Consider the following 16,624-nt stretch of genomic DNA (forward strand, 5'->3'; position numbering starts at 1 on the left):
AGAAAAAAACATCCTCGTTAGGTTTTTCCTAGCGAGGATGTTTGCTTTATTTGTCAAAACCTTGCAAGGCTTTGAGGCGTTCTTCTGTTTGTCCCTTGGCATCTAGTTTTTTACCTTGGTAAACAGCAGATTCCCATGATCCATACATTGGATTTGGGAAGATGATGAATTTTTCACCAAATTCTTTTTGCAATTCGTCCAATTTCTTGTCGCGATCAGCTTCAGAGGTCTTGGAAAAATCTGCAAAGTCAACCAGGTTGTCCCCGAAGAGCAAGACAAGATTGGTCTTTTCTTGTACAGCTTGGCGACGGCCTTCTTTTGATTTGACGCCATCTTCTAAGAACATGAGGTGGTCACGTCCTTGAACAGGAATGCCTTCTTTTTCAAGGTTCTTGATGGTATCATCTACTTGAGAGGTTGTACGGTCAGAAATGTAGTAGATTTGAACCCCGTTTTGATCCGCATATTGAAGAAAATCTTTGGCACCTGGCACCGCTTTTGCGGCTGCTTTTTTCACCCAAACATCCCAATCTTTAGGATTGAAGGCCGTACCATCTTTGACGTTTTGAACTTGGTAAGGGCTGTTGTCTAAAACAGTTTCGTCCAAATCCAAGACGATGGAATAAGGCTTATCAGAAGGAGTTTGGAGGATCTCTTTCAAACGGTCAGTAGCGACATTGTAGCCTTGTAAATACAAAGCCTTGGTTTCTGCTGCCTTTTGGTACCAGAGAACAGACATGGTATTTTCTTGTGAGCGCTGCTGATCATAGGTCATCGTCACCTGATTTTTAGTGCTACTTGCTTTTGTCTCTTGCGTTTTAGTGGTGTTGCTTCCACAACTCGTCAGTAAAATGACAGAAGCAAGAGCAGAAACGATGGTAAAGGTGGTTTTTGTTGTTTTCATAAACCGTACACTCCTTAAAATTATTCTATAAAAATTATACTCCTTTCAATCTTGCCTGACAAGAAAGAGGAGAAGGCGATCCAGGGAATGGTAAAATGAATAGTAAGAAAGAAATGTTGATATGAAGGGCTTTTTCACCTCAATAGATGCCACTTTTTCCTTTAAAAGAAGGGGTATAGTTTTCTGCTATAACCGGATCAAGAAAAGATCAAAGCGGTCCTTTTCTTCTAAAATGAAGCAATAAAGAAAGATACTCGCAGGTCCCTATTTTCAAGGGCTTGCGTTTTTTTGATGCCTTCCTTAATAAAGAAATTTTAAGGACTTGATAGGGAAAATATATTAGTCAGCTACTTTTCGAGGTGATATCATGGTTACAAATTCCAGAAGGAAAGCAGTTAGTCTTTCTGTTGGAGAAATATTGAGGAGGATTCACAGTATGAGTAAAAAAGAATTGGTTCTTCGTGCCATTCGAGGTGAAACAGTAGAACGAATCCCTGTAGGATTTTGGCTCCATTATGTGACCCAAGAAGAAAAAGAATTGGGTCTAGACAATCCGGCTGTAGTAGCAAAAAGTATTAAGGGCCACCAACACTATGTAGAAGAAATTTCACCTGATTTTGTCAAGATCATGAGCGATGGCTTCTTCCGCTATCCGAGTGCTCTTTATTCGAAAGAGATCCAATCGATCCAAGAATTGAAAGATATTCAACCGATTGGAGAGCATCATCCTTGGATTGAAAAACAGATTGAAGTGGTCAAGGAGATTCGTTCCCATTTCCATGAAGAGATTGCTTCTTTCTACAATATCTTCTCGCCTATTTCTTATTTGAAACGCTGGTTCCGTACGGATCAATCCCGTGGAGACCAAGTGATTGCAGACTTTATCAAGGAGGATTCAGAAACTTTAGCTCATGTCCTTGACGTGATTGCAGGAGACATCACTACTTTAAGTCGCCGCTTGATCCAAGAAGCAGGTGTTGAAGGGATTTACTTCTCAACCCAGCAGGTCCAAGATGAGCGAGTGACAGATGAAGAATACCGCAAGATCATTGAACCGAGCAATATCGCTGTCCTAGAAGCGGCCAATGAAGCTGGAGGTATCAATATCCTTCATATCTGTGGTTTTGAAGGGGCTAGCAATGAAGTGGAGCTCTTCAAGGATTATCCAGCTCAAGTCATTAACTGGGCGACCCATCATGAAGGCCTTAGCCTAGCCGCAGGTCGTAAACTTTTCGGCGATCGTGCCGTTTTGGGTGGCTTTGTCAACGGCAAGAAAGGTTTGCTCTACCAAGGGGAACGAGCAGCTATTGAGCAAGAAACGCGTCGCTTGGTGGCTGAAGCCGGAAGCCGCGGTTTGATCCTTGGGGCAGACTGTACCGTACCAGACGATTTCCAATTGGAACGCTTAGACTGGGTGCGTCAAGCAGCCGTCTTGTAAAAAAGAAAGGAGAGGGAGATGAAAAAGATCAATGTATGGTGTATCGTAGTAACCGTTTTGTTTTTGCTTCTAGGGCTAAGTAAAGTCGCTTTAGCAAGCAGTCATGGGATTGCACGGAAAGATCCGGACATCGAAAAATTGGAGAAAATTCCAGCCCATAGTCTCTCCCTCATGCGCCCATCTGATCTAGCTGGACTTCTACTTCTAGACGGACAGTGATAAAAAAAGATGAAGAACTTGATAAAAAATATATATTAGTCAAAGAATGATTGAAGTGTTAAGATAACAAACAAGAAAAGAATAGAACGAGGTAAGAACATGTCAGCAAAAAGAGAATTAGTCTTAAAAGTATTCAAAGGAGAAAAAGTTGACCGTGTGCCAGTTGGATTTTGGCACCATTTTACAACAGAAGAAGAATGGTTGAAAGGATTTTCCAATCCGGAAATTATTGAAAAAAACCTGAAGGGTCATCAAAACTTCCTTCACAAGGTTCAACCAGACTTTGTTAAACTTATGAGCGATGGTTACTTTGCTTATCCAAACCCATCCATTCACAAAGGCCTTGAAAACATCTCTGACTTGGCAGGGATTGAACCGCTCGGAGCCGATCATCCATGGATCACAGAGCAGGTAGAGCTTGTGAAAAAAATCCGTGCCGGTTTTGAAGAGGACATTGTAGCCATCTACAACATCTTTGCTCCGGTGACCTACTTCAAATGGTTGGTCGGAGAAGTGTCAGGTGGAGATGACTTGATCGCAAACTTTATCGATCAAGATGCAGCAACTCTTAAAAAAGTATTGGATACCATTGGTCAAGATATTGCAAGTTTGAGCCAACGCATCATTAAAGAAGCAGGAGCAGACGGGATCTACCTCAGTGTTCAAAGTATCCAAGATGCGCGCGTGAGCCAAGAAGTTTATAAAAATATTATTGCACCGAGTGAACTCCATGTCTTAGAAGTAGCCAATGAAGCAGGTGGGGTAAATATCCTTCATATCTGTGGCTACGAAGGAGCTCGCAATGATATCCATCTCTTCACAGACTACCCAGCTCAAGTCATTAACTGGGCAGTTGGACCAGAAGGCATCAGCCTAGCAGAAGGACGCGAAATCTTCGGTGGACGTACGGTTCTGGGTGGCTTTGAAAATGGCAAAACTGGTCTTCTCTATACAGGAGACAAGGCTGCGATTCAAGCAGAAACCAAACGCATCATCGCAGAAACTGGAACCACAGGCTTGGTCATCGGTGCCGATTGTACGATTCCAAGTGACATTGATGAAGAGCGAATTGAATGGGTTCGTGAAGCTGCAGCAGAATAAGGAAAAGAGAAAGAGAGAAAAGAGAGTATGAGTAAAAAAACATGGATTATCGGTGGGGTAGCCGTTCTTGCCCTTGCAGGTGCAACGATTATTGGTCGAAGCTTGAACCACGCAAACGACAGCAAAGGATCAACAGGATCTAATAAAGTAACAACCTTGAAAGTAGCCCACACGCAAAACTATGTGCCTTATGATTTCGTTGATGAAAAAGGAGAATCAGATGGCTATGAAGTAGCCGTTCTCAAAGCCATTGACGAAAAATTACCAGACTACAAGTTTGAGTACACTGGAACAAGTGACGACGACCTCTTGATTGGTCTAGAATCTGGTAAATACGATATCGGAACCAAAGGAGCTTGGTATACCGCAGAACGCGCCAAGAAATTTATCATTCCAAAAGAACCAATCGGAGCAAGTATCATTGGATTTACCGTACGGAAAGAAGATGCGGATAAATACAAGAACATCGATGACTTCGCGAAAGAAAAAGGGAAATTGGTTCCAATTTCACCACAAAATGCGCAATGGAATGTTATTAAAGAATACAATGAAAAGCATAAGGACCAACAAATCGAATTAACAGCTGCTGAATCATTCAAAGTCGCAGATGCTTATGCTTGGGTACTTGAAGGTCGTTACGATGCCTTCTTTGACATCAAACTTTCCTTTGAAAAAGCTGTCACAGATAAAGATGGTTCTTACCACCAATATGCAGACAAACTTAGCTGGTTTGCCTACAAAGGAATTCCAACTTATCCATTGATCCATAAGGATGAGAAAAACGAAAAATTTGCGGAAGCCTACAGCAAGGCCATCAAAGAATTGGAAAAAGATGGAACGCTTGCGAAATTGTCGAAAAAATATTTCGGTGAAGATGTCTTCAGTTATGTAGATAAAGAAAAATAAAATGAAACTGGGTGCGTATTGCCCCAGCTTCCTTATTTCTATCCGGATACAGAAAGGAAAAGAAACATGGTCTCATACGACATTTCCAAGGTCTGGTCATTTCTTCCAACCTTGGTCCAAGCTCTACCAGCGACCCTAGCTTTGATGGTGTTAACGACGCTTCTCGGTTCTGCATTTGGCTTGGTTTTGACTTGGGCACAAGTATCTGAAGATAAGGTAGGAGCAGGTCTGGCAAAAGGCTATGTCTTTACTTTGCGTTGTACCCCTCCGATTGTCTTGCTCTTCTTGGTCTTTTACGGGCTCCCCCAATTTTTGAACTGGTGGTTGGGCATTGACATTGATCACTGGTCCAAGTTTGTCTTTGTCCTTGTGGCCATGTTTCTTCTCTTTGCCGCGATGATCTCTGAGGTCTTCAAGGCAGCCTATTTGGCCATTCCCAAAGGCCAGATGGAGGCAGGCTTGAGTATCGGATTGACACCAGCTCAGACCATTTGGCGGATCGTCCTTCCCCAAGCCTTTTGTGTGGCTCTTCCAAATATGACGACGGCTATCTTGAACCTCATGCGCGATGCCGCTTTGGCTTATACCATTGGCTTTATCGATATCATGGGAGCAGGAAATAACTTGATCAGCCGCAATCTTGGGAATTATTCCCTCGAGACTTATACAGCCGTAGCAGTGATCTACTGGGCAATTGCCCTTGTGATCTCCTTCTCCGCTCAACTCCTTGAGAAACGACTCAGTGTAACAGAAAGGTAGCTTATGGATTTCAATTTTATTAGTAAAACATTTCTAGCCACCTTGGGTGGTGTTCCAGTGACCCTTCTGATCATGGTCGTATCGATTCTCTTGAGTTTTCTTCCAGCCCTCTTTTTGGCACTCGGTCAGATTTATAAGGTCAAAGGTGTTCGCAGTTTCTCAGTGATTTACTTAGCCTTTATCCGCGCGACACCTCCGATTCTCTTGATTCTCTTCTTTTATAGTCTCTTTCCCAGCCTCTTAAATAGCTTTTTTAAGAGTATTGGTAGTCACTTTAATGTCTTTGAGATCAATCCCATTTACTATGCCTTTATCATCTTTAGCTTGATGACAACAGGGAGTCTTGCTGAAATTCTCCGGTCAGCCATTCTGACGGTGGATAAGGGCCAGCTAGAAGCAGCGCAAGCCATTGGTTTGACCAATCGCCAAGCCTATATCCGCATTGTTTTTCCACAAGCCTTGCGTTCAGCCCTTCCCAATTTGTGTAACTTGGTTATCAACTTGGTCAAAGGAACCTCCCTTGTCTTTGTCATGACCATCAAGGATATCACCGCCATTGCCAAGGTAGAAGCTTCTTATGGCTATCAATATTTTGAATCCTATCTAGTGATTTTTATTCTTTATATTGTCATTTGTGGGGTGATTCAGTGGGGATTCAATCGCTTAGAAAAACGCCTGACACTCGCATAGAAGAAGGAGAAATAAGAAGATGTTAGAAGTAGAACACGTATCGAAAAAATTTAAGGACCACCAGGTCCTGGTAGATGTTAATCTCAAGGTCAACCAAGGGGATGTCGTCGTTATTTTGGGGCCATCTGGATCAGGAAAAACAACCTTCCTTCGCTGCCTCAACCACTTGGAAAAGGCAGATACAGGCCACCTAACCTTAGGTGGAAAAGAATATGACCTCTCAAAACTCAGCAAAAAAGAGATTCTAGAAATCCGGCAAAAGACAGCCTTTGTCTTCCAGCATTACAATCTCTTTGCCAATAAAACAGCGCTTGAAAATATCCTAGAAGGACTGGTTGTAGCTCGGAAGATTCCAAAAGAAGAAGCCATCCAACGGGCAGAATCAGCCCTTGAAAAAGTTGGTCTCCTCGCTTACAAGGATTACTATCCTTCTCAATTGTCAGGGGGCCAGCAGCAACGAATCGGAATCGCGCGTGCCATCGCAGTGAAACCAGACGTGATCTTGCTGGATGAGCCGACTTCAGCGTTAGACCCAGAGTTGGTCGGTGACGTCTTAGATGTCATGAAGCAATTGGCCCAAGAAGGAGTGACCATGGTTGTCGTAACCCATGAGATGGGCTTTGCGCGTGATGTAGCCAACCACGTTATCTTTATGGATGGCGGACACATCATCGAAGAAAATGAACCGCATGAATTCTTCAACAGTCCAAAGGAAGAGAGAACCAAACAATTCCTTTCACGGATTTTATCCGATGCCACTTATAGCGTCGAATATATGATTTAACAGGAGACACACCCAGTAAGGGTGTGTTTTTTAGAATCTGGAAAAAATTCTTAAAAATTGGGTCATTTTTTAAAAATCATTACGAATAATATAAGTGAGAGGGAACATATGACTGATAAAAAACAACGATTAATGCTACTATTCTTACTGACTTTGTTTCTAGGAGGCTGCAGTCTTTTTACAGATAAAGCTGCTGAGAGAAGGGAAATGATTCAGATAGCAGAAAGCACGAAAATGGAGCGAGCGATAAAACACTTGTTAATCAGTATCGATCCTAAAGCTTTCACTTCAGAAGGAGTCATTCACTCCTATACCTTGATAAAAGGTGAATTGGAATACAATCCAATGGGAGGCATGAATGTATCTCTCGTTATCAATGGCGATAAAAAGTTAACGATCGATACGACTGTTCAAATGGAGGATTCAGGACAGTTCGAAGCAGGTAGTTACGGTATTTCAGCAAGATTAGATGATCTGTTAAGTAAAGTAGAAGAGACTGGAAAATAGACTCATTTAGGTAAATACCCTAATATAGGTAAATAGAAACATTTCTGGATCAAAACCAATATGTTACATTAATAGCTAGTGCTTGTAACGATTTGGCAATATTTTTTAACAAAAGTAACATTTCAGGTATGAATAGAATTTTGTATAATAAATTCTAAGAAACCTGAAGAAAGAATGGGAAGAAGATGAAAAAAAGTAAATTTATTGTGTTGATAATGGTAGTATTTAGCCTGAGCTTAGGGGGATGTAGCTTTTTAAATGGACAATCTGCCAAGAAACAAGAAATGATTCAAATCGCAGAGAGCAAGAAAGCAAAAGATGTGATTGAAAATTTATTAAGGCAAGAAGATCCAAATGCATTTACAGATAAAGGAGTTATAAAAAGTTACAAGATAAATGAAAATTCATTGAAGTATAATCCAATGGGAGGATTAATAATAAAAGTTATAATCAATGATGATAATAACCTAACAATTACAACAACTTTAACAGAGGAATCAGATGGCAAATTTGAACAAAATGGTTATGTCATCTCAGGAGAATTATCAGATGAATTAAGAGGTAAATAATGGCTTTTGATAAATCATTTTCAGATGAAATAAAGAAAGAAATTGCGTATAAAGAGTATGAGATAGAAAGCTATAATCAGGATGTACGATTGAAAACTGGAGAATACATTGGCAATGTCGCTCATATCTATGATAATGTAAATGACAATGAGGAGCAGGTCTTCGTTCTTACTAATAATGGTCAAGGTGCTCAACAAAAAGCAGTCCCCTATACTACCTCTGATGAAGCGCGTGCTCAAATCCATGACGTGACAGTTTTGATGAAGGGATCTGAAACTGAAACAAGTACACAAAAATTACTTCATGATACATTTACGGATTGGGTAAGGACTGATTTACCAGCGGCTTCTAACATTCTTGGTCCCAATGGAGCGGCGAACTATGCGGCAGATTATGCGAAAAGATTCACCAGAGATAAGATTAAGGATAATTTGAAAAAAAGGGACGAAACTGCCGATTATAATATTTCGGAGCTGATTAGTTATCCGTTTAGTTTACTTGATAAAAATGTTGGAAATAATGTAAAAAGCTTTGTCAAGAGTATTAGAAGTAATCCAATAACAAATGCTTATCGTGAGGCGAAAGCAAATCTATATGGTATGGGAACGGACATTCTAATTGATAGTCAAGCAAAGTTTCCAGTATTTATTGGAGCTACCATTTTAAAAGAATACAACAAAGATAGAGGGACTTTCCCGCCTCCGCAATTTAAAGATGCTGCAGCTCATTTGAAAGAGGTGATCCGAAAATACCCCAATGCCAAGATTGATCTATATGGTCACTCTCTGGGATCTATGAATATTCAGTATGCTCTTGCCTGTTTGACGGAAGAGGAAGCTTCTCATATTGGGACCGTCCATCTATACAATGGTCCTAATGCCTACTCCATCTTAACACCAGAGCAAAAAGCGCGTATAGATGCGCTGAAGTATAAGATCTACAACCACATTGACCATAAAGATTTGGTTAGTTTGGGCTATCCAGATTCTGGAAGCAAGGGTGCCAGTGGGATTGTTAAGCACCTCAAAACGAAGAATTTGAAAAATATTGGCCTGCAACACATGATGCATGGTTATATCTATGATAAGGATGGGAATTTGGTTCTTGAAAAGGGAACGGAAGCCATCACTCGGAAGGAAATCATTGAAGAGCGGATGAAGGTTTACTATCGCCTAAAGGATAAATTGCAAAAAACAGGTGGTGGACTGAGCTCAAGTGAACGGATTTATCTTGATGCTTTGCAGGCGCGATTGGCTTCTGATGAGCTGATTCGAGTAGTGGATGAAGGGCTGGAGCAAGCTCAGAAATCTAAGGCACAACTGGATACAGATTTAGAAGCTTTGGAGAAAGTATTACAGACCGTTCCGAAAGGCTTCATTCTCAATCTTTCCGAAGTAGAAGAGGCCTATGCACAGGCTGGTGCAACAAGGCAAACAGTTGTCACTGAAGTAAGAGAAAGGTTCGACAACCGTTTGGCTGCATATCAGTCCTTATCGAATGAATTCCATGCTTTAAATGAGCAAGTGAATGCAGGAATTGAACTCTTAAAAACAAAAGATCAAGAAATAGCAGGAGAAATGAACCAGTGGGAACAACTAGCTTATTAATTTCATCTACTCTTTCAAAAAAGGAAAAGAAACTAGACCACTTGGAAAGAGAGTTCCAAAAAGCGCGCTTGGAGTTAGATGAAAAGCGTTGCCTAGTGGAAAGAAAACAGCAGCTCTTCACCCAGATGTTGGAAGAAGAGTTTGCGATGGCAGCTTCCTTCTTACAAGAGCAGGAGGTTGATGTCAATTGTGGATGGGAGTCACTCCATCGCTGTATCGAAGAGTATGATCTCGAAGCTAGAGAAGCTGCACAAGTAGCCTTAAAACAGATCGAAATCGAGGAAGAGAATTTATGGCAATCCTACCGGAAAGATAGACGCCAACTGGAAGAGGAGTTTGCACAAGATAAAGTTTCATAGTATAGAAGAGGAGGAAGTATGGGTGATAGTCCAGTCAAAGATTTCTTTGATTTAGATATGAAAGATAAGATGAGGATCATCGAAAGCCGAAAGAAACTTGAAAAAGATTTAATCCGTGTTGTCTATGCGCCCGTTTTATTGACCTGCAAGGCAGGAGTTGAGAAACGTTACAATGATGGCTTGACTGCGATTACAACAGTAGCCGAAGAAGACGTCCAGGTCGTTGGAAAGCAACTGGATCAGTCCATGGTGGGTCAATTTGCTAAAAATGTACAGACGGTTATTCAAGAAAAAGCTGGTAAATTTAAATCTATCTAGCCAAGAACTTCTATTTAAATATGGAATCTGGAGTGACTCCAGATTTTTTTAATAAATTTTAAAAATTATGTAAAAAAGTGTTGACAAAGAATTCAGTCTGCGTTATAATAATTTATGTAAACAAAAAGAGGTTGAAAATACCACTGGTTTACAAGATCAATAGTGGAAGGGAGATGGTGATATGCTATTTCCAGAATTAAGACAACTAATTGATAAAAGGGAAAATAGAAACTGTTAGCCTGTAGGGCTATTATTAAATAAATGAATTAAAATTATGTAAACAATCAAACAGCAGCCAATTGGTCTGCTAATTTTCAAGAATGAATTAAAATTATGTAAATTAGAGGTATACAATATGAATAACAACTTTAACAATATGGATGATCTTTTCAATCAACTAATGGGCAACATGGGTGGTTTTCGTTCTGAAAGCCGTCGCTACATGATCAACGGTCGTGAAGTGACACCAGAAGAATTCGCTATTTACCGCCAAACTGGTCAACTTCCAAATGACGGAAGCGAGCAAGTGCAACACCATCAAGGTAAAGGAATGAAACAAGATGGGATCCTTGCAAAACTTGGTCGTAACTTAACCGAAGAAGCTCGTGAAGGAAAATTGGATCCGGTCATCGGACGTAATAAAGAAATTCAAGAAACTGCTGAAATTTTGTCTCGTCGTACCAAGAACAACCCTGTCCTTGTAGGGGATGCCGGTGTTGGTAAAACAGCAGTTGTAGAAGGTTTGGCACAAGCTATTGTGAACGGGGATGTTCCAGCTGCTATCAAGAATAAAGAAATCATCTCGATTGATATTTCTGGTCTAGAAGCTGGTACGCAATACCGTGGTAGCTTTGAAGAAAATATTCAAAATCTGATCCAAGAAGTCAAAGCTATGGGAAATGTTATTCTCTTCTTTGATGAAATCCATCAAATCCTTGGTGCAGGTAGCACAGGTGATGGTCAAGGCTCTAAAGGTCTTGCGGATATCATCAAACCTGCTCTTTCACGTGGGGAATTGACAGTCATTGGGGCAACTACTCAAGATGAATACCGTAACACCATCTTGAAGAATGCAGCTCTTGCTCGTCGTTTCAACGAAGTGAAAGTCAATGCTCCATCAGCTGAAGATACTTTCAAGATTCTCCAAGGGATCCGTGATCTTTATGAAAAACACCACAATGTCATCTTGCCAGATGAAGTTTTGAAAGCAGCGGTTGATTATTCGATCCAATACATTCCACAACGTAGCTTGCCTGATAAGGCTATTGACTTGGTCGATGTAACAGCTGCTCACTTGGCAGCCCAACATCCAGTAACAGATGTCCATGCTGTGGAACATGAAATTGAAGAAGAAAAAGCTAAACAAGAAGCTGCAGCTGCTAAAGAAGATTACGAAGCAGCTCTTAATGCAAAAGTTCGTATCGAAGAACTTGAAAAGAAAATTGAAAACCATACGGAAGACCATAAAGTAACGGCAACAATCAACGATGTGGCTGAATCTGTAGAACGGATGACGGGTATTCCAGTGTCTCAAATGGGTGCAACTGATATCGAACGTTTGAAAGATATGGGTCACCGTTTGCAAACTAAGGTTATCGGTCAAGATAAAGCCGTTGAAGCAGTAGCGCGTGCTATCCGTCGGAACCGTGCAGGATTTGACGAAGGGAACCGTCCAATCGGTAGCTTCCTCTTTGTAGGTCCTACTGGTGTCGGTAAGACTGAGTTGGCTAAACAATTGGCTCTTGATATGTTCGGAACCAAAGATGCTATCATCCGTTTGGATATGTCAGAATACAGCGACCGCACAGCCGTTTCTAAATTGATTGGTACAACAGCTGGTTATGTTGGTTACGATGATAACAGCAATACCTTGACAGAACGTGTTCGCCGTAACCCTTACTCAATCATCCTTCTTGATGAAATTGAAAAGGCAGATCCTCAAGTCATCACCCTTCTCCTTCAAGTCTTGGATGATGGTCGTTTGACAGATGGTCAAGGGAACACGGTCAACTTCAAGAACACTGTGATTATCGCTACTTCAAACGCAGGTTTTGGTTACGAAGCTAACTTAACAGAAGATGCGGACAAACCAGAACTCATGGATCGATTGAAACCTTACTTCCGTCCAGAATTCTTGAACCGTTTCAACGCTGTCATTGAATTCTCACACTTGAGCAAGGAAGATCTTTCTAAGATTGTTGATTTGATGTTGGTAGATGTCAATAAGACCCTTTCTAAGAAAGAAATCGACTTGGCAGTGAGCGATGCAGCTAAAGAATACATGACTGAAGAAGGTTATGATGAAGTGATGGGTGTTCGTCCACTCCGTCGGGTAGTTGAACAACAAATCCGTGACAAAGTCACAGACTTCCACTTGGATAACTTGGATGCCAAACATCTCGAAGCAGACATGGAAGATGGTGTCCTTGTGATCAGAGAAAAAGACACAAAGAAGGAAGAAAACGCTGATAAACAAGCAGATTAAGGCGAATTAGTTTGTGAAAAATAGAGACTGCTATCATATAGCAGTCTTTATTTTTTCTTCCCACCTGGGGGAAATTATTCGCCGTATAAGGCCAAAATCCTCCTATTTGAGCTAAAAAAACATCAATAATTAGTGAAATTAATCCAATTTGAGCAAAATTATTAATAAATAAAGAAAATAAGTATATAATCTATACAAGAATAAAATTTGAGGAATGGAAGTAAGATGAGCAATACAATTGATATCTACTCAACTCCCGAATACAGAAAAGTGGAAGCCGTTGTTCAACTGATGGTTGACGGTCGCTTGACGAGCTATCGTGTCGCAACTGAAACAAACATCAGCAAAATGAGCTTGGCGACTTTGACGAAGGGAACGAGTAAAATCAAAAATATTACCTATCAAACGGCATTGGCCTTGATTGATTGGTATGATGAGAATCATGAAAAGTATGGCATTACGATTGACTAGTCAGTAGCCCACTTTTCGTGGTTTTTTTCTTTTTCATCAAAACTTGCCTCTTCTCTGAGACTGGAGTCTGATTTTACTTGAAGAGGATGGGAAAACTTGAAAAGACGGGCGAAATTTGATATAGTATAGCATATATGAAAATTAAAGGAGAAACATATGCAAGGCGGAAGTTTGCTAATTATGCTCGTTCTTATGGTCGGTTTGATGTACTTCATGAGCCGTAGCCAAAAGAAACAGTATCAAAAACGGATGGAAAGTTTGAATAAACTTCAAAAAGGAAATGAAGTCATCACGATTGGTGGCTTGTACGGAACCATCGATGAAGTCGATACAGATCGCAAGACCGTTGTCTTGGATGTTGATGGTGTCTACCTGACCTTTGAATTGGGAGCGATCAAAACAGTTCTTCCTGTATCAGAAGGAATCTCAGCTACTGCTACAGAAGGCGCTAGCTCAGATGCCGATTCAGCCATCGAAGAATAATCATCAAAGAAGAGGCAAAGGCCTCTTTTTTGGTGGGCAAATAGGACGACGTGATGAAGGAAAGTCCTGCTGGTTCAAAAAAGAGGCCAGAGTCCCTATTTTATGGGGATTTATGGTATAATGAAGCGATAAATATTGAAATAGGTAGAAAAACATGTTTCGTTTTAAGAAAAAAGAAAAAATCGAGATACCTTTAGAAGTCCCGAAACACATTGGGATCATTATGGATGGCAATGGTCGATGGGCGAAAAAGCGGATGCAACCGCGCGTCTTCGGTCATAAGGCAGGGATGGAAGCTCTCCAAGAAGTGACGATTGCAGCAAAAAATATGGGGGTTCAGGTCCTGACTGTCTATGCCTTTTCGACCGAAAACTGGACACGCCCTGAAGATGAAGTCAAGTTCATCATGCACTTGCCGGTTGAGTTTTATGGTCGTTTCGTCCCCGAATTGCATCGCAATAATGTCAAGATTCAAATGATCGGTGATACCAAGAAATTACCAAAAGAAACGCTGGAGGCTTTGGAAAAAGCAGAAGCGATGACCCATCTCAATACAGGCTTGATCCTGAATTTCGCGCTCAATTATGGTGGACGTGCTGAGATCACCCAGGCCGTGAAGCAGATCGCCCAAGAAGTCTTGGATGCGAAGTTTAGCCCAGAAGATATCACAGAAGAGATGATCGCTGATTCTCTCTATACCGAGAGTTTGCCACGTGTCCTAAGGGATCCGGATTTGATTATTCGTACCAGCGGAGAGATCCGTTTGAGTAATTTCCTTCCTTGGCAGGCTGCTTACAGTGAGTTGTATTTCACAGATGTGATGTGGCCAGATTTTGGAGAGGAAGCACTACGAAGTGCCATAGTAGAATATAGCCATCGCCATCGGAGATTTGGTGGTGTTTAGGAGAAGATGATGACGAAAGATTTACAAAAACGTGTGATTTTTGGAGGAATTGCCCTGCTCTTTTTCATTCCAACAGTAATGGTTGGAGGGGTGTTCTTCCAGATTGTGATTGGCTTGATCGCCATGCTAGGGGTTCATGAATTGCTCAAGATGAAGGGGCTTGAGACAGCGACCTTTGAAGGAGCGCTGGCCATGTTAGCGGCCTTCGTCCTGACGTTGCCGATCGAGGACTACCTCCCTTACCTTCCAGCAGATGGCAATATGATTGCTTATGGTTTGGTTGTCTTGATTCTCATGGGAACAACTGTTCTTGCTCAGAATTACAATTATGAAGATGTGGTCTATCCCATTGCGTCTAGCTTTTATGTTGGACTTGGTTTCCATTCCTTAGTAGATGCGCGAATTGCTGGTATTGATAAGGTTCTTTTAGCCCTCTTTATTGTTTGGGCTACAGATTCAGGTGCTTATCTAGTAGGAAGTCGGTTTGGGAAACGCAAGCTCATGCCTGCGGTTTCTCCTAATAAAACGATTGAAGGCAGTCTTGGGGGAATCTTGTCTGCAGTTGCGGTAACTGTGATCTATATGATCGTGGATCGTTCTGTGGCGGGTGGACATGGTTTTCTTGCTATGATCTTCTTTACCATCCTCTTTAGTATCGCAGGTCAGTTTGGAGATCTGGTAGAGAGTGCGATTAAACGCCACTTCGGTGTGAAAGATTCTGGGAAATTTATTCCAGGACATGGTGGTGTTCTAGACCGCTTTGATAGTTTGATTTTTGTCTTTCCCTTGATGCATTTCTTGGGCTTGTTCTAAGACAGAAGAGATAGAAAGGAAACCACGTATAGAACGATGCAGTTTATTGCCTTTATTGTTATTTTTGGAGTGATCGTTCTCGTTCACGAGTTTGGTCATTTCTATTTTGCAAAAAAATCGGGCATCCTGGTGCGAGAATTCTCGATCGGGATGGGTCCAAAGATCTTTGCCCATATTGGTCAAGATGGAACAGCCTATACGATTCGCATTCTACCTTTAGGTGGCTATGTTCGGATGGCTGGCTGGGGTGAAGATACAACTGAGATTAAAACCGGAACGCCTGTCAGCTTGACGCTAAATGAGGCTGGCAAGGTCGTCCGGATCAATCTTTCGGGAAAGAATCTGGATCAGACAGCCCTTCCCATGAATGTTACCCAGTTTGACTTTGAAGAAAAACTAGAAATTACTGGCTTGGTTCTCGATGAGACCAAGACTTATGATGTCGATCATGATGCGACCATCGTTGAGGAAGATGGGACAGAGGTGCGGATTGCACCGAGAGATGTTCAGTATCAGAATGCCAGCATTTGGGGACGGTTGATCACCAACTTTGCGGGTCCTATGAACAACTTTATCCTCAGTATTGTCGTCTACTCACTTTTAGCCTTTATGCGCGGTGGTGCGATTGACTACTACAGCAACAATGTTCAGGTGGCACCCGATGGGGCGCTGGCTAAGGTCGGTGTCAAAAGCAATGTTCAGATCCTTCAAGTCAACAACGATACCGTTAGCAACTGGGATGAGCTGACAGATGCTGTCGAAAAAGCAACCAAGGACAGCAAGACGGCTCCTGAATTGACCCTGAAAGTCAAAACAGACGGCCAAGAAAAAGAAGTCAAAGTGAAGCCAACCAAGTCAGGGAATCGTTACTATTTGGGTGTGACAAATGGCCTCAAGACAGGATTTGTAGATAAACTCTTGTCTGGTTTTACAGATACCTGGAATACAGCGACACGGATTTTGGGAGCTTTGAAAGATATCATTTTCCACTTTAGTCTCAATAAACTGGGTGGTCCGGTTGCCATCTACAATGCCAGCTCACAAGCTGCTCAATTAGGGATTCCAGCAGTCTTGTCTCTTATGGCCATGCTCTCTATTAATATTGGGATCTTCAATCTAATCCCGATTCCGGCTTTGGATGGAGGGAAAATCTTGATCAATTTGATCGAGGTTGTCCGGAGAAAGCCACTGAAACAAGAAGTAGAAACCTATATGACGCTTGCAGGTGTAGCTGTAATGGTTATTTTGATGATTGCTGTCACCTGGAATGATATTATGAAATTATTTTTGAAATAGAAAAGGATATT

General features: G+C 41.5%; 19 protein-coding genes. 18 read left to right on the forward strand and 1 reads right to left on the reverse strand.

Translation table 11 applies throughout. The features are described 5' to 3' along the window. Positions 1-46 precede the first annotated feature (46 nt). Positions 47-904, reverse strand: a complete 858-nt coding sequence (locus tag NMM13_RS07295; protein WP_003004374.1) for a 5'-nucleotidase, lipoprotein e(P4) family — start codon at positions 902-904, stop codon at positions 47-49. 367 nt (positions 905-1,271) lie between these two features. Here NMM13_RS07295 and NMM13_RS07300 point away from each other — a divergent pair, with 367 nt between their 5' ends. From NMM13_RS07300 to rseP, 18 genes are all read left to right on the forward strand, one after another. Further along, positions 1,272-2,342: a uroporphyrinogen decarboxylase family protein gene (locus NMM13_RS07300; RefSeq protein ID WP_254728301.1), complete on the forward strand. Its 1,071-nt coding sequence runs from the start codon at positions 1,272-1,274 to the stop codon at positions 2,340-2,342. A gap of 18 nt (positions 2,343-2,360) precedes the next feature. Beyond that, the gene (locus tag NMM13_RS07305; protein WP_254728303.1) at positions 2,361-2,561 is read left to right on the forward strand and encodes a hypothetical protein; all 201 of its coding nucleotides are present in this window, start codon (positions 2,361-2,363) and stop codon (positions 2,559-2,561) included. Positions 2,562-2,660: 99 nt separating this feature from the next. Further along, positions 2,661-3,662, forward strand: coding sequence for a uroporphyrinogen decarboxylase family protein (locus NMM13_RS07310; protein ID WP_254728305.1), 1,002 nt, complete (start codon positions 2,661-2,663; stop codon positions 3,660-3,662). 27 nt (positions 3,663-3,689) lie between these two features. Then, the gene (locus NMM13_RS07315) at positions 3,690-4,568 is read left to right on the forward strand and encodes a transporter substrate-binding domain-containing protein (protein WP_254728307.1); all 879 of its coding nucleotides are present in this window, start codon (positions 3,690-3,692) and stop codon (positions 4,566-4,568) included. A gap of 66 nt (positions 4,569-4,634) precedes the next feature. Next, a complete protein-coding gene (locus NMM13_RS07320; protein ID WP_254728309.1) occupies positions 4,635-5,327 on the forward strand; it encodes an amino acid ABC transporter permease in 693 nt (230 codons plus the stop codon). A gap of 3 nt (positions 5,328-5,330) precedes the next feature. Continuing rightward, entirely contained in the window at positions 5,331-6,017 is a 687-nt protein-coding gene (locus NMM13_RS07325; protein WP_254728311.1) for an amino acid ABC transporter permease, read from the forward strand. Between the two features lie 19 nt (positions 6,018-6,036). Further along, entirely contained in the window at positions 6,037-6,801 is a 765-nt protein-coding gene (locus NMM13_RS07330; RefSeq protein WP_003016067.1) for an amino acid ABC transporter ATP-binding protein, read from the forward strand. 108 nt (positions 6,802-6,909) lie between these two features. After that, positions 6,910-7,308 (forward strand): DUF1310 family protein, encoded by a 399-nt coding sequence (locus NMM13_RS07335; protein ID WP_254728313.1) that lies wholly within the window; start codon positions 6,910-6,912, stop codon positions 7,306-7,308. 185 nt (positions 7,309-7,493) lie between these two features. Continuing rightward, the gene (locus NMM13_RS07340) at positions 7,494-7,877 is read left to right on the forward strand and encodes a DUF1310 family protein (RefSeq protein ID WP_254728315.1); all 384 of its coding nucleotides are present in this window, start codon (positions 7,494-7,496) and stop codon (positions 7,875-7,877) included. After that, the gene (locus NMM13_RS07345) at positions 7,877-9,484 is read left to right on the forward strand and encodes a lipase family protein (protein WP_254728317.1); all 1,608 of its coding nucleotides are present in this window, start codon (positions 7,877-7,879) and stop codon (positions 9,482-9,484) included. The genes NMM13_RS07340 and NMM13_RS07345 overlap by 1 nt, the downstream gene beginning before the upstream one ends. Further along, the gene (locus NMM13_RS07350; RefSeq protein ID WP_254728319.1) at positions 9,463-9,843 is read left to right on the forward strand and encodes a type III secretion protein; all 381 of its coding nucleotides are present in this window, start codon (positions 9,463-9,465) and stop codon (positions 9,841-9,843) included. The genes NMM13_RS07345 and NMM13_RS07350 overlap by 22 nt, the downstream gene beginning before the upstream one ends. A gap of 18 nt (positions 9,844-9,861) precedes the next feature. Continuing rightward, positions 9,862-10,161 carry a hypothetical protein gene (locus NMM13_RS07355; RefSeq protein WP_049523162.1) on the forward strand — a complete coding sequence of 100 codons (300 nt, stop codon included), beginning with the start codon at positions 9,862-9,864 and terminating at the stop codon, positions 10,159-10,161. Positions 10,162-10,516: 355 nt separating this feature from the next. Continuing rightward, positions 10,517-12,646 (forward strand): AAA family ATPase, encoded by a 2,130-nt coding sequence (locus NMM13_RS07360; protein WP_254728321.1) that lies wholly within the window; start codon positions 10,517-10,519, stop codon positions 12,644-12,646. Positions 12,647-12,871: 225 nt separating this feature from the next. Then, positions 12,872-13,117, forward strand: a complete 246-nt coding sequence (locus NMM13_RS07365) for a hypothetical protein (RefSeq protein WP_003009969.1) — start codon at positions 12,872-12,874, stop codon at positions 13,115-13,117. Between the two features lie 156 nt (positions 13,118-13,273). Continuing rightward, on the forward strand, positions 13,274-13,600 hold the full coding sequence (gene yajC / locus NMM13_RS07370; RefSeq protein WP_003004444.1) for a preprotein translocase subunit YajC: 327 nt from the start codon (positions 13,274-13,276) through the stop codon (positions 13,598-13,600). A 154-nt stretch (positions 13,601-13,754) separates the two neighbouring features. Then, the gene (locus NMM13_RS07375) at positions 13,755-14,504 is read left to right on the forward strand and encodes an isoprenyl transferase (RefSeq protein ID WP_254728323.1); all 750 of its coding nucleotides are present in this window, start codon (positions 13,755-13,757) and stop codon (positions 14,502-14,504) included. 9 nt (positions 14,505-14,513) lie between these two features. Next, positions 14,514-15,317 (forward strand): phosphatidate cytidylyltransferase, encoded by an 804-nt coding sequence (locus tag NMM13_RS07380; RefSeq protein ID WP_023919527.1) that lies wholly within the window; start codon positions 14,514-14,516, stop codon positions 15,315-15,317. 36 nt (positions 15,318-15,353) lie between these two features. Continuing rightward, a complete protein-coding gene (gene rseP, locus NMM13_RS07385) occupies positions 15,354-16,613 on the forward strand; it encodes an RIP metalloprotease RseP (RefSeq protein WP_254728325.1) in 1,260 nt (419 codons plus the stop codon). The last annotated feature ends 11 nt before the right edge of the window (positions 16,614-16,624 follow it).

Origin of the sequence: Streptococcus sp. CF8_St5-11, from assembly GCF_024295625.1 — a bacterium.
In the GTDB taxonomy this organism is placed as follows: Bacteria; Bacillota; Bacilli; order Lactobacillales; family Streptococcaceae; genus Streptococcus.

Coding starts and splice junctions, on each gene's coding strand:
- NMM13_RS07325 (WP_254728311.1), top strand. CDS start 5,331: ATGGATTTCAATTTTATTAGTAAAACATTTCTAGCCACCTTGGGTGGT.
- NMM13_RS07335 (WP_254728313.1), top strand. CDS start 6,910: ATGACTGATAAAAAACAACGATTAATGCTACTATTCTTACTGACTTTG.
- yajC (WP_003004444.1), top strand. CDS start 13,274: ATGCAAGGCGGAAGTTTGCTAATTATGCTCGTTCTTATGGTCGGTTTG.
- NMM13_RS07295 (WP_003004374.1), bottom strand. CDS start 904: ATGAAAACAACAAAAACCACCTTTACCATCGTTTCTGCTCTTGCTTCT.
- NMM13_RS07300 (WP_254728301.1), top strand. CDS start 1,272: ATGGTTACAAATTCCAGAAGGAAAGCAGTTAGTCTTTCTGTTGGAGAA.
- NMM13_RS07330 (WP_003016067.1), top strand. CDS start 6,037: ATGTTAGAAGTAGAACACGTATCGAAAAAATTTAAGGACCACCAGGTC.
- NMM13_RS07340 (WP_254728315.1), top strand. CDS start 7,494: ATGAAAAAAAGTAAATTTATTGTGTTGATAATGGTAGTATTTAGCCTG.
- NMM13_RS07365 (WP_003009969.1), top strand. CDS start 12,872: ATGAGCAATACAATTGATATCTACTCAACTCCCGAATACAGAAAAGTG.
- NMM13_RS07360 (WP_254728321.1), top strand. CDS start 10,517: ATGAATAACAACTTTAACAATATGGATGATCTTTTCAATCAACTAATG.
- NMM13_RS07305 (WP_254728303.1), top strand. CDS start 2,361: ATGAAAAAGATCAATGTATGGTGTATCGTAGTAACCGTTTTGTTTTTG.
- NMM13_RS07380 (WP_023919527.1), top strand. CDS start 14,514: ATGACGAAAGATTTACAAAAACGTGTGATTTTTGGAGGAATTGCCCTG.
- NMM13_RS07310 (WP_254728305.1), top strand. CDS start 2,661: ATGTCAGCAAAAAGAGAATTAGTCTTAAAAGTATTCAAAGGAGAAAAA.
- NMM13_RS07315 (WP_254728307.1), top strand. CDS start 3,690: ATGAGTAAAAAAACATGGATTATCGGTGGGGTAGCCGTTCTTGCCCTT.
- NMM13_RS07375 (WP_254728323.1), top strand. CDS start 13,755: ATGTTTCGTTTTAAGAAAAAAGAAAAAATCGAGATACCTTTAGAAGTC.
- NMM13_RS07345 (WP_254728317.1), top strand. CDS start 7,877: ATGGCTTTTGATAAATCATTTTCAGATGAAATAAAGAAAGAAATTGCG.
- NMM13_RS07355 (WP_049523162.1), top strand. CDS start 9,862: ATGGGTGATAGTCCAGTCAAAGATTTCTTTGATTTAGATATGAAAGAT.
- rseP (WP_254728325.1), top strand. CDS start 15,354: ATGCAGTTTATTGCCTTTATTGTTATTTTTGGAGTGATCGTTCTCGTT.
- NMM13_RS07320 (WP_254728309.1), top strand. CDS start 4,635: ATGGTCTCATACGACATTTCCAAGGTCTGGTCATTTCTTCCAACCTTG.